This is a genomic window from Cellulomonas sp. Y8, assembly GCF_008033115.1.
Taxonomy (GTDB): domain Bacteria; phylum Actinomycetota; class Actinomycetes; order Actinomycetales; family Cellulomonadaceae; genus Cellulomonas.
The window spans coordinates 1,290,138-1,301,696 of sequence record NZ_CP041203.1 but is presented as its reverse complement, the minus strand read 5'-3'; the positions used below and the strand labels follow the sequence as shown (position 1 = coordinate 1,301,696).

At 75.9% G+C, this 11,559-nt stretch carries 11 protein-coding genes; 9 read left to right on the top strand and 2 right to left on the bottom strand.

From position 1 onward, the window contains the following. Positions 1 to 33: 33 nt before the first annotated feature. On the bottom strand, positions 34 to 744 hold the full coding sequence (locus tag FKM96_RS05775) for a response regulator (protein ID WP_147794426.1): 711 nt from the start codon (positions 742 to 744) through the stop codon (positions 34 to 36). A 231-nt stretch (positions 745 to 975) separates the two neighbouring features. Between FKM96_RS05775 and FKM96_RS05770 the strand changes: the two genes are divergently transcribed. The 6 genes from FKM96_RS05770 to frdD all read left to right on the top strand — a co-directional run bounded on the left by FKM96_RS05770 (position 976) and on the right by frdD (position 7,326). Further along, a complete protein-coding gene (locus tag FKM96_RS05770; RefSeq protein ID WP_147794425.1) occupies positions 976 to 2,499 on the top strand; it encodes an anion permease in 1,524 nt (507 codons plus the stop codon). Positions 2,500 to 2,575: 76 nt separating this feature from the next. Further along, positions 2,576 to 3,994: an aspartate ammonia-lyase gene (locus FKM96_RS05765; RefSeq protein WP_147794424.1), complete on the top strand. Its 1,419-nt coding sequence runs from the start codon at positions 2,576 to 2,578 to the stop codon at positions 3,992 to 3,994. Then, complete coding sequence (gene frdA, locus FKM96_RS05760; protein ID WP_147794423.1) at positions 3,994 to 5,772, top strand: fumarate reductase (quinol) flavoprotein subunit; 1,779 nt, start codon at positions 3,994 to 3,996, stop codon at positions 5,770 to 5,772. The genes FKM96_RS05765 and frdA overlap by 1 nt, the downstream gene beginning before the upstream one ends. Next, positions 5,769 to 6,530: a succinate dehydrogenase iron-sulfur subunit gene (gene sdhB, locus FKM96_RS05755; protein ID WP_371300498.1), complete on the top strand. Its 762-nt coding sequence runs from the start codon at positions 5,769 to 5,771 to the stop codon at positions 6,528 to 6,530. Before frdA ends, sdhB begins: the two co-directional genes overlap by 4 nt. Continuing rightward, on the top strand, positions 6,527 to 6,967 hold the full coding sequence (locus FKM96_RS05750) for a hypothetical protein (protein ID WP_168216888.1): 441 nt from the start codon (positions 6,527 to 6,529) through the stop codon (positions 6,965 to 6,967). The genes sdhB and FKM96_RS05750 overlap by 4 nt, the downstream gene beginning before the upstream one ends. After that, a complete protein-coding gene (gene frdD, locus FKM96_RS05745) occupies positions 6,967 to 7,326 on the top strand; it encodes a fumarate reductase subunit FrdD (protein WP_147794421.1) in 360 nt (119 codons plus the stop codon). Before FKM96_RS05750 ends, frdD begins: the two co-directional genes overlap by 1 nt. Before the next feature lie 42 nt (positions 7,327 to 7,368). Here frdD and FKM96_RS05740 read toward each other — a convergent pair whose 3' ends face one another. Beyond that, a complete protein-coding gene (locus tag FKM96_RS05740) occupies positions 7,369 to 8,526 on the bottom strand; it encodes a glycerol dehydrogenase (RefSeq protein WP_246855220.1) in 1,158 nt (385 codons plus the stop codon). A gap of 143 nt (positions 8,527 to 8,669) precedes the next feature. Here FKM96_RS05740 and FKM96_RS05735 point away from each other — a divergent pair, with 143 nt between their 5' ends. From FKM96_RS05735 to FKM96_RS05725, 3 genes are read left to right on the top strand one after another with little or no spacing between them, the layout of a single operon-like run. Next, complete coding sequence (locus tag FKM96_RS05735) at positions 8,670 to 9,674, top strand: Gfo/Idh/MocA family protein (protein ID WP_147794419.1); 1,005 nt, start codon at positions 8,670 to 8,672, stop codon at positions 9,672 to 9,674. A gap of 46 nt (positions 9,675 to 9,720) precedes the next feature. Next, on the top strand, positions 9,721 to 10,404 hold the full coding sequence (gene tmk, locus FKM96_RS05730; RefSeq protein ID WP_246855219.1) for a dTMP kinase: 684 nt from the start codon (positions 9,721 to 9,723) through the stop codon (positions 10,402 to 10,404). Beyond that, the gene (locus FKM96_RS05725; RefSeq protein WP_147794418.1) at positions 10,401 to 11,537 is read left to right on the top strand and encodes a DNA polymerase III subunit delta'; all 1,137 of its coding nucleotides are present in this window, start codon (positions 10,401 to 10,403) and stop codon (positions 11,535 to 11,537) included. The genes tmk and FKM96_RS05725 overlap by 4 nt, the downstream gene beginning before the upstream one ends. Positions 11,538 to 11,559: the final 22 nt, after the last annotated feature.

Sequence of the window (11,559 nt, the reverse complement as noted above, 5' to 3'; positions counted from 1 at the left end):
GCCCGTCCTCGACCACGGTGCCGCCGAGCGAGGTCACCAGGCGACGTAGCGCAGCGGCGGCCGTCCCGAGCCGCCGTACCGCGGCGCGCGCCGGCACGCGCCCCGGTCGGCCAGGTGCTCCAGGTAGCGGCGCGCTGTGACCCGGGCCAGCCCGGTCGCCGCGGCCGCCTCGTCGGCCGTGAGGCCGCCGGCCGCGGCGCGCAGCGCGGTGCGCACCCGGTCGAGCGAGTCCGGCGCGAGGCCCTTCGGCAGGTGCTCGTGCGCCGAGGGGCGCAGCGTCGCGAGGAGCGCGTCCACCTCGCGCTGGTCGACGACGACGGCCGGGCGGGCCGTCACGGCGGCGCGGTACGCGGCGTACCCGCAGAGCCGCTCGCGCAGGGCCGCGAACCGCAACGGCGTCACCAGGTAGTGGACCGCGCCGAACCGCACGGCCGCGCGCACCGCGGCCCGGTCGCGGACCGCGGTGGCCACCAGCACGTCCGGGGCGCCGCGCAGGTGGTGCAGCGCCCGGCACACGTCCAGCCCCGGCCGGCCGGGCAGCGCGAGGTCGAGCAGGACGAGGTCCACCCCGCCGCGCACGGCCCGGGCGAGCGCGGCGTCGCCGTCGCCCGCCGTGCCGACGGCGCGGAAGCCGGGGACCCGGTCCACCAGCCGGACGTGCTCGCGCGCGGTGCCGGGGCGGCCGTGGGCGACGAGCACGCGCAGGTCGTCACCGGGGGCGGAGGGGCGGTCGGCGGACGGCATGCTCCCCAGTCTCGGAGCGTCGCGGCACCCACCCGCGGGCGCTGAGTGGTCGGCGCCGGACGGCTGAGGGGTGCGCGCTCGGGGACCGTTCGGCGACCACAACGACCACAACGCCCGGTTCGCCCCGGTCTGCCACCTCCCCGGGGGTCGCGGGGCCACCAGCCTCGGGGACGCCCGGCCCCGGGGCACCACCGCCCGGGGCGACCGTCCCGCCACCGGAGGCCCCCGCGCATGGACCAGGACACCACCGGGCCCGGACCGGGCGCCTCGGCCACCCCCGCACCCGCCCCTGAGCCCGCCCCCGAGCGCGGCGCAGAGCCGGCCCCCGCGGCCCCGGCCGCGCAGCGCCTGCGGCCCGTGCCGCTCGTCCGGATGGCGATCCCGCTCGTCGTCGGCGTCGTCCTGTGGTTCGTGCCGCCGCCGGAGGGCGTGGACGCGCCCGCCTGGCACATGTTCGCGATCTTCGTCGCGACCATCGTCGGCGTCATCGCCCGACCGCTGCCCATGGGTGCGGTGACGATCGTCGGCCTGGTGGCCACGGTCGTCACCGGCGTCCTCGAGCCGGCCGAGGCGCTGTCCGGCTTCTCGAACACCACGATCTGGCTGATCGTCGTCGCGTTCTTCATCTCGCGCGGCGTCATCAAGACCGGGCTCGGCGCCCGGCTCGCGCTGTTCTTCGTGTCGCGGCTGGGCCGCAGCCCTCTCGGCCTCGCGTACGGCCTCGCGGCCACGGACCTGGTGCTCGCCCCGGCCACCCCGTCGAACACCGCGCGCGCCGGCGGCATCATCCAGCCGATCGTCCGGTCGATCGCGTCGTCCTACGGCAGCGAGCCCGGGCCGACCTCCCGCCGGATCGGCTCCTACCTGACCAGCACGGCGTTCCACGTGAACGCCGTGACCTCGGCGATGTTCCTCACCGCGATGGCCGGCAACCCGCTGGCGGCGCAGCTCGCCGGCGACCAGGGCGTCGACCTCTCCTGGGGCACCTGGGCGCTGGCGGCGATCGTCCCCGGTCTCGTCGCGCTGGTCGTCGTCCCGCTCGTGGTGCGCGCCGTCGACCCGCCCGAGGTGCGCCGGACCCCCGAGGCCGCCGAGCGCGCGCGCACGGCGCTGCGCGCGCTCGGGCCGCTGTCCGCGGGGGAGAAGGTGATGACGGGCACGATCGTCGGCCTGCTCCTGCTGTGGACGCTCGGCGACGCGCTGCTCGACCTGTCGGCGACCACGACCGCCCTGATCGGCCTGGTCGTGCTCCTGCTCACCGGGGTGCTGACCTGGGACGACGTGAAGTCCGAGACCCAGGCCTGGGACACGCTGGTCTGGTTCGCGGTGCTGGTGATGATGGCGACCCAGCTCAACGCCCTCGGCCTCATCCCGTGGCTCAGCGGGGAGATGGCCGCCCTGGTCGGCGACATGGGCTGGCAGCAGGCGTTCGTGCTGCTGACCCTCGTCTACTTCGCCACCCACTACCTGTTCGCGTCCAACACGGCGCACATCTCCGCGATGTACGCGGCGTTCCTCGCGACCGCGATCATGGCCGGCGCGCCGCCGGTGTTCGCCGCCCTGGTCCTCGGCTTCATCTCCAGCCTGTTCGCCTCGCTCACGCACTACTCGTGCGGCCCGGCCCCGGTGCTGTTCGGCTCCGGCTACGTCCCGGTCGTGCGGTGGTGGCGCACCGGCGGGGTGGTCGCCGTCGTGAACATCGCCGTCTGGATGGGCGTCGGCGGCCTCTGGATGAAGGCGATCGGCCTGTGGTGACGACCGCGCACGACCGCGCCCCTCGCGCGGCCCGACCCCCGCACGCCCCCACCCCGCCCGGACCGAGGAGAGCCCGATGACCGAGACCCCGACCGAGATCCCCGCCGGCTACCGGCTGGAGCACGACACGATGGGCGACGTCCTCGTGCCCGCGGACGCGTGCTACCGGGCGCAGACCCAGCGCGCGGTGCAGAACTTCGCGATCTCCGGCACCCGGCTGCACCCCCGGCACGTGGCGGCGCTCGCGGAGATCAAGCGGGCCGCGGCCCTGGCGAACGCCGAGCTCGGCGTGCTGCCCGGTGACGTGGCGGCCGCGATCGCCGCCGCGGCGGAGGAGGTGGCGGCCGGGCGGTGGGCGGACCAGTTCCCGGTCGACGTGTTCCAGACCGGCTCCGGCACCTCGTCCAACATGAACGTGAACGAGGTGCTCGCCACCCTGGCGACCGAGCGGCTCGGCCGACCGGTGCACCCGAACGACCACGTCAACGCCTCGCAGTCGTCCAACGACGTGTTCCCCGCGTCGATCCACGTCGCCGCCGCGCAGGCGGTGCTGAGCGACCTGCTCCCGGCGCTCGGCCACCTCGCGGAGACGCTGGAGGTCCGGGCGGCCGAGCACGCCGACGTGGTCAAGGCCGGGCGCACGCACCTCATGGACGCCACGCCGGTGACGCTGGGCCAGGAGCTCGGCGGGTACGCCGCGCAGATCCGGCTGGGCGTCGAGCGGGTGGTCGCGGCGCTGCCCCGGCTCGCCGAGCTGCCGCTGGGCGGCACCGCCGTCGGCACCGGGATCAACACCCCGCCCGGGTTCCCGCAGCGCGTCATCGCGCTGGTGGCGGACCACACCGGCCTGCCCCTCACCGAGGCCCGGAACCACTTCGAGGCGCAGGGCGCGCAGGACGCGCTGGTCGAGACGTCCGGTGCCCTGCGCACGGTCGCGGTGTCGCTGGTGAAGATCTGCAACGACCTGCGCTGGATGGGCTCGGGCCCTCGCACCGGCCTCGCCGAGATCGCCCTGCCGGACCTGCAGCCCGGCTCGTCGATCATGCCCGGCAAGGTGAACCCGGTGATCCCCGAGGCGGTGCTCATGGTCGCCGCCCAGGTGATCGGGAACGACGCCGCGGTCGCGTTCGCCGGCACGACCGGGACGTTCGAGCTCAACGTCATGCTGCCGGTGATGGCGCGCAACCTGCTGGAGTCGGTCGAGCTGCTCGCGACCGGCGCGACGCACCTGGCGGACAAGTGCGTCGCGGGGTTCGTCGCGGACCGCGAGCGGTGCCGGCAGCTCGCCGAGTCGTCGCCGTCGGTGGTCACCCCGCTGAACCGGCTGATCGGCTACGAGGCCGCGGCCGCGGTGGTCAAGCACGCGGTGGCGCACGACCTGACGATCCGCGAGGCGGTGCTCGGGCTCGGGCACGTCGACGAGGGCCGGCTCACCGTCGAGCAGCTCGACGAGGCCCTCGACGTGCTGGCGATGACCTCCCCGGCGGCGCGCTGATGCAGGCGGTCCGGACGGACGTCGCGGTCGTCGGGGGCGGGGGCGCGGGGCTCCGCGCCGCCGTCGCCGTCGCGGAGGCGCACCCCGAGCTCGACGTCACCGTGCTGTCGAAGGTGTACCCGATGCGCTCGCACACCGTCGCGGCCGAGGGCGGGGCGGCGGGCGTGGTCGGCGCCGACGACTCGCTGGAGCAGCACTTCGCGGACACCGTCTCCGGCGGCGACTGGCTCTGCGACCAGGACGTCGTGCAGTACTTCGTCGAGCACGCGGCGCACGAGATGTACCGGCTGGAGCGGTGGGGCTGCCCGTGGAGCCGCACCGACGCCGGCGCCGTCGCCGTCCGGCGGTTCGGGGGGATGAGCCGGCCGCGCACCTGGTTCGCCGCGGACAAGACCGGGTTCCACGTGCTGCACACCCTGTTCCAGACGTCGCTGCAGCACCCGTCGATCGCGCGGATGGACGAGTGCCTGGCCCTCGAGCTGGTGGTCCGGGACGGCCGGGTCGCGGGCGTGCTCGCCTACGACCAGCGCGAGGGCTACCCGGTCCTGGTGGAGGCCGGCGCCGTCGTCATGGCCACCGGCGGTGCGGGGCGGCTGTACGCGCAGAACACCAACGGCGCGATCGTCACGGGCGACGGCATGGCGATGGCCTACCGGGCCGGGGCGCCGCTGCGGGACCTGGAGTTCGTGCAGTACCACCCGACCGGTCTGCCCGGCTCCGGCATCCTCATCACCGAGGGCTGCCGCGGCGAGGGCGGCACCCTGCTCAACGCCGAGGGCCGCCGGTACCTGCAGGACTACGGGCTCGGCCCGGAGACCCCGGTGGGGAAGCCCGAGAACAAGCACATGGAGCTCGGCCCGCGCGACCGGCTCTCCCAGGCGTTCTGGCACGAGCAGCAGGCGGGCCGGACGATCCCGACGCCCCGCGGCGACGCCGTGCACCTCGACCTGCGGCACCTCGGGCGCGCGCACCTGCGCGAGCGGCTGCCCCTGATCTGCGAGCTCACCGAGCAGTACCTCGGCATCGACCCGGCGACGACGCCCGTCCCGGTCTGCCCGAGCGTGCACTACTCCATGGGCGGCATCGAGACGGACGTGACGACCGCGACGCCGCTGCCCGGGCTGTTCGCCGTGGGGGAGTGCGCGTCCTCCGGCCTGCACGGCGCCAACCGGCTCGGGTCGAACTCGCTCGCCGAGCTGGTGGTGCTCGGCCGGGTGGCGGGGGAGCGCGCCGCGGCGTTCGCCCTGGCCGAGCCGACCCCGGCCGACCCGCGGGTGCGCCGGGACGCCGCCGACGCCGCGGCGCGGCACCTGTCCCTGATGGGCCGGGGCTCCGAGCCGCAGGTCGAGATCCGCGAGGAGCTCGGCCGGGCGATGGACGACGGCGTCGGCATCTTCCGCACCCGCGCGGGCATGGAGCGCACCGCGGCCACCGTCCGGGAGCTCCGGCACCGGTACGCCGAGGTGCGCGTGGTCGACACCTGCCCCGTCTACAACACCGACTGGGCCGCCGCGGTCGAGCTCGGCGCGATGCTCGACGTCGCGGAGGCGCTGGTGCCCTCCGCGCTGGCCCGCGAGGAGTCCCGCGGGTCGCACCAGCGGCTCGACGGGTTCGGCGAGCGCGACGACGAGCGGTTCCTCGCGCACACCCGCGCGTGGTGGACGCCCGACGGGCCGCGCCTGGAGCACACGCCGGTGACGATCACGACCTCGCCGCCCGCGACACGCGCGTACGGCGCCGCGGGTGCGGCCGCGACGGCCGAGGGGGCGGACCGGTGAGCGGCGAGGTGCTGGGCACGATCACCCTGCGCGTGCAGCGCTACCGCCCCGACGCGGACGAGGCGCCGCACCTGGTCGACTACGAGGTGCCGTGGGGCCAGGACACCTCGGTGCTCGACGCGCTCACCTGGGTCAAGGACCACCTCGACCCGACGCTCGCGTTCCGCTGGTCCTGCCGGATGGCCATCTGCGGGTCGTGCGGGTTCGTGCTCAACGGCACCCCGCGGCTCGGCTGCGAGCACTTCGTCCGGGACTACGCCCCGGGGCCGCTGGTCGTGGAGCCGCTCGCGAACCTGGCGGTCGAGCGGGACCTCGTCGTCGACCTCGAGCCGTTCCTCGCGTCGCTGGAGCGGGCCCGGCCGTGGCTGGTGCCGGACCCGGAGGACCCGCCCGGGGAAGCCGGCAACCGGCAGACGCCGGAGCAGATGCTGGCGTATCACGACTACGCGATGTGCATCGACTGCCTGCTCTGCTACGCCGCCTGCCCGCAGGTCGCGCTCGTGCCGGACTTCCTCGGGCCCGCCGCGATCACGGCGGCCGTCCGGTACGACAAGGACTCCCGGGACCACGGCTCCGACGGCCGGCTGCCCGCGCTCGACCGCGAGGACGGGCTGTGGGCGTGCACGTTCGTCGGGGCGTGCTCGACGGCGTGCCCCAAGGGCGTCGACCCCGCGGCGGCGATCCAGCAGGCCAAGGCGGCTACGGCGGCGGCGTGGGCGGCGGAGTTCCTGCTGCCGCGGCGCGGGGGCCGGCCGTGACCGCCCGTGAGCCGGCCTCGCCGCCCACGCCCGGCCCCGCCGTCCGTTCCGCGCGGCGCCCGCACCGCCCGTCCGTCCGCCGGACGTGGTTCCTGGCCACCGGCGAGTACCGGGCGTACGCGCTGCGCGAGGCGTCCAGCGTCGTCGTCGGGCTGTTCGTGGTCGACCTCGTGATCGGCCTGGTGTCCGCGCACCGCGGGGTCGACGCGTTCACCCGGTGGGTCGAGCTGCAGACGCGGCCTCCCGTCGTGGTGCTCACCGTCGTCGCCGTGGTGATGGCGGTGGTGCACGCGACGACCTGGTTCCAGGCGACCCCGGCGGTCGTCCGGGTGCGGCGCGGCCGCCGGCACCTGCACCGGCGCTGGGTGGTGCTCGCGCACTACGTCCTGCTCGCGGCGTTCGCCGTGGTCGTCGTGCTCTGGCTCGGGAGGTCCTGATGCGTCGCTGGGAGGGGCGGACGAACGAGCCGCTGCTCTGGGCCCTGTTCGGCGGTGGCGGGATGCTCGCCGTGTGCACGGTGCCGGTGCTGGTCGTGGTGTTCGGGCTGCTGGTGCCGTTCGGGGTGTTCGGCGAGCCCGCCGAGGTCCACGCCGCCGTGGCCGGGTTCGTCACCCACCCGCTCGGGGCGCTCGCGATCAGCCTCACGCTCGGTCTGGTGCTGTGGCACTGCTGCCACCGGACCTGGCACGCGCTGCGCGACCTCGGGCTGCACCCGCCGGAGGTGGTGCGCGCCGGGATCTACGGCGTCGCGCTGCTGACGCCGGCGATCACCTACGCGCTCTGCCTCGCGGCCTGACGCCGGGGACGTCCCGGGGATGCCGGGGCGCCCCGGGCCGCGTCAGTGCGCGACGTGCGGCACCGGCTCCGGCAGGCCCGCGTCGGCCCGGACCCGGCGCGAGAAGCCCTCGATCGACCGCAGCGCGTCCACCAGGTCCGGCACCCGGACCGTGAACGGCATCGCGTGGATCGTCTCGCCCTCCGCGGTCGCCGCCTCGGCCACCCGGGTCAGGTCGTCCACGTCGCCGGGCGTCAGCCCGACCTCGGTCAGCGTGTTCGGCAGGCCGACCCGCGTGGTGAACTCCACGAACTCCCGGATCTCCTCGACCGGCGCGCCCTCGAGCACCAGCTGGGTCACCGAGCCGATGTTGACCTTCTGCCCGTGGGTCAGCCCGTGCGTCTGGGGCGCCGCGGTGAGGCCGTTGTGGATCGCGTGCGCGGCGGCGAGGCCGCCCGACTCGAACCCCAGCCCGGACAGCAGCGTGTTGGCCTCGACGACCTTCTCCACGGACGGGGTCACCAGGTGGTCGCGCACCGCGTCGATCGCGGGCAGCGCGTGCTCCCAGAGGATGTCCCAGGACAGCCGGGCGAGCGCGGTCCCGGTCGCGGTCGGCAGCCCGCCGGCCATCGTCGTGCCGTCGCCGCGGGCCACCGCCCGGGCCTCGATCCAGGTGGCGAGCGCGTCGCCGACCCCCGCGACGAGGAACTTCACCGGGGCGTTCACGACCAGCCGGGTGTCGACGAGCACCAGGTCCGGGTTGTGCGGGAAGAACCGGTACTCCTCGAAGCCGCCCTCGTCGTCGTAGATCACCGAGAGCGCCGAGCAGGGCGCGTCCGTCGAGGCGACGGTCGGCACCGACACCCAGCGCGTCCCCGCGAGGTGGCCGGCGGCCTTCACCGCGTCGATGACCGAGCCACCGCCCACGCCCACCACCACGTCGGCGCCGAGCTCCTTCGCGCGGTCCGCGATCGTCTCGACCGCCTGCGCCGTGGCGTACACGCCGAACCCGTCGCGGGTCAGCGGCAGCCCGGCCGCGTCGAAGGACCGGGTCACGGCGTCGCCGACGAACGACCAGACGGTGTCGTCGGCGACGACGAGCGGGGTGCGGCCGATCGGCGTCACCAGCTCCCCGAGCCGTTCGATCGCGCCCGGGCCCTGGGCGTACCGGGCGGGGCTGATGAGGGTGCGGACGGGCGGGTGCTCCTGGGTCGCGGACACGGCTCCTCCTCCTGGGGTCGCGTCGGCGCCGGGCCCGTCGGTCGCGGTCGTCTCCGGCCGCCGACACCTCCACCGTACGGACCACCGGCGCCGGTCCGCCACCGGCATGGGCGCTGGTCGGGGGCGCGCAGTAGGGTCGCGGCATGGCACTCACCGAGGACCCGCGCACCGCACCGTCGATCCGCTGGGGCGTCCTCGGCGCGGGGGGCATCGCCGCCGCCTTCGCCGAGGCGGTGCGGAGCAGCACCCGCGCCCCGATCGTCGCCGTCGGGTCGCGCGACCGCACCCGGTCCGAGCGGTTCGCCACCGCGCACGGCATCCCCACCACGCACGTCGGGTACCGGGACCTCGTCGAGGACCCGCAGGTCGACGCCGTCTACGTCGCCACCCCGCACTCCGAGCACCGGGAGCACGCCCTGCTCGCGATCGCCGCGGGCAAGCACGTGCTGGTGGAGAAGGCCTTCACCCGCAACGCCGCGGAGGCCGAGGAGGTGTTCGCGGCCGCGCGCGCCGCCGGGGTGTTCGTCATGGAGGCGATGTGGACGCGGTTCCTGCCGCACGTCGCCGCCGTGCACCAGGTGATCGAGTCCGGGGAGATCGGCGAGATCGTCTCCGTGCACGCCGACCACGGCCAGTACTTCCCGTTCGACCCGGCGCACCGGCTCTACGACCCGTCGCTCGCGGGCGGCGCGCTGCTCGACCTCGGCGTGTACCCGGTGGCGTTCGCGCAGGACTTCCTCGGCGTGCCCACCCAGGTCCGCGCGGTCGGCGCGCTGACCGAGTCGGGCGTCGACGGGCAGCTCGCGATCGTGCTGAGCTACGGCGACCGGACGCAGGCGGCGCTCACCACGACGCTGTGGGCGAAGACCCCGACGACGGCCGCGATCTCCGGCACCGAGGGCAGCATCACGATCGAGGGGTCGTTCTACGCGCCGACGTCGTTCCGGGTGAGCCGGCGCGACGGCCGGTCGTGGACGTTCGACCAGCCGGTGCAGCACGGGCTGCAGTACGAGGCGGCCGAGGTCGCGCGGCGCGTCGCCGAGGGCGCGACCGAGAGCCCGCGGATGACCTGGGCGGACACGCTCGGCGTGCTGCGGACGATGGACGAGGTCCGGGCGCAGGTCGGGGTCGTCTACCCCGGCGAGTGACCCGCGGGGCCCCGGGGTGTCGGCGGGGGTGGATACCCTGGCGCGCGTGACGCTGCCCCACCCGCCGACGCCCGCGCCCCTCCCGACCGTGCCCGGCGGCCTGTTCGTGTCGTTCGAGGGCGGCGACGGCGCCGGGAAGTCCACCCAGTCCCGGCTGCTCGGCGACTGGCTGACGGGGCTCGGCCTCACGGTCGTGCTGACCCGCGAGCCCGGCGGCACGGAGCTCGGCCGGGTGCTGCGCCGCGAGGTGCTGCACGGGGGGCATGTCGACCCGCGCACCGAGGCCCTCCTGTACGCCGCCGACCGCGCGCACCACGTCGCGTCGCTGGTCCGGCCGGCGCTCGCGGCCGGGTCGGTCGTCGTGACGGACCGGTACCTCGACTCGTCCGTGGCGTACCAGGGCACCGGGCGCGACCTCGGCGCGCAGGAGGTCGAGGACCTGTCCCTCTGGGCCACCGGCGGGCTGCTGCCCGCGCTCACGGTGCTGCTCGACCTCGACCCCGCGGCGGGGCTGGGCCGGCTGTCCGCGCGCCCCGACCAGCCGGACCGGCTGGAGAGCGCGGGCGACGACTTCCACCGCCGCACGCGGGAGGCGTTCCTGGGGCGGGCCGCCGCGGACCCGGGCCGGTGGCTGGTGCTGGACGCCGCGCGCCCGGTCGAGGAGATCGCCGCCGACGTGCGGGCGCGGGTGGCGGCGCTCCTGGGTCTCGCCGCGGGCGGCGCGCGATGACGACCGTGTGGGACGACGTCGTCGGCCAGGAGCCGGCGGTCGCCACGCTGCGGGAGGCCGTGGCCGACCCGTCGAAGATGACGCACGCCTGGCTGCTCACCGGCCCCCCGGGGTCCGGCCGGTCCAACGCCGCGCGGGCGTTCGCCGCGGCGCTCCAGGACCCGTCCGGCGACCCGCGGAGCCCCGGGTGCGCCACCGTGCTCGCCGGCACGCACCCCGACGTGACGTTCGTGTCGACCGAGGGCGTCGTGATCCGCGTGGACACCGTGCGGCCGCTGGTCGAGCTGGCGCAGCGCGCGCCCTCCCAGGGCCGGTGGCGGGTCATCGTGGTCGAGGACGCGGACCGGCTCAACGAGACCTCGGGCAACGTGCTGCTCAAGGCCATCGAGGAGCCGCCGCCGCGCACCGTCTGGCTGCTGTGCGCCCCGAGCCCCCAGGACGTGCTCGTCACCCTGCGGTCGCGCAGCCGGTCGGTGGCGCTCCGGGTGCCGCCGGTCGAGGCCGTCGCGGACCTGCTGGTGCGCCGGGACGGCATCGACCCCGGTGTCGCCCTGGTGGCGGCCCGCGCGGCGCAGTCGCACGTGGGCGTCGCCCGCCGGCTCGCCCGGGACCCGGAGGCGCGCGCCCGCCGGTCCACCGTGCTGCGGATCGCCCCGCGGCTGCGCGGCGTCGGGGACGCGGTGCTGGCGGCGGCCGAGCTGGTGGAGACCGCGCAGGCGGACGCGAAGGCCGCCACGGAGGAGCGTGACGCGGCCGAGCGGCAGCAGCTGCTGCACTCGCTCGGCGCGGAGGGCCTCACGACGATCCCGCCGGCCCTGCGGGGGCAGGTCAAGCAGCTCGAGGACGAGCAGAAGCGGCGCGCCACCCGCGCGCAGCGCGACGTGCTCGACCGGGCCATGGTCGACCTGCTGTCGTTCTACCGGGACGTGCTGGTGCTCCAGCTCGGCGCCGACGTGCACCTGGTCAACGCCGAGCACGAGGAGGCGGCGCGCTCGATCGCGGAGTCGTCGACGCCCGAGCAGACCGTCCGCCGGATGGACGCCGTGGGGGAGGCCCGCACCCGGCTGGAGGGCAACGTCGCGCCGCTCCTGGCGGTCGAGGCCATGCTCATCGCGCTGCGCCCGCAGGCCTGACCTCCGGCGGGTCGGCGGGCCG

Excerpts from the sequence above, each read along its gene's own strand:
- FKM96_RS05775 (WP_147794426.1), bottom strand. The coding sequence starts at position 744 with ATGCCGTCCGCCGACCGCCCCTCCGCCCCCGGTGACGACCTGCGCGTG.
- FKM96_RS05770 (WP_147794425.1), top strand. The coding sequence starts at position 976 with ATGGACCAGGACACCACCGGGCCCGGACCGGGCGCCTCGGCCACCCCC.
- FKM96_RS05765 (WP_147794424.1), top strand. The coding sequence starts at position 2,576 with ATGACCGAGACCCCGACCGAGATCCCCGCCGGCTACCGGCTGGAGCAC.
- frdA (WP_147794423.1), top strand. The coding sequence starts at position 3,994 with ATGCAGGCGGTCCGGACGGACGTCGCGGTCGTCGGGGGCGGGGGCGCG.
- frdD (WP_147794421.1), top strand. The coding sequence starts at position 6,967 with ATGCGTCGCTGGGAGGGGCGGACGAACGAGCCGCTGCTCTGGGCCCTG.
- FKM96_RS05735 (WP_147794419.1), top strand. The coding sequence starts at position 8,670 with ATGGCACTCACCGAGGACCCGCGCACCGCACCGTCGATCCGCTGGGGC.
- FKM96_RS05725 (WP_147794418.1), top strand. The coding sequence starts at position 10,401 with ATGACGACCGTGTGGGACGACGTCGTCGGCCAGGAGCCGGCGGTCGCC.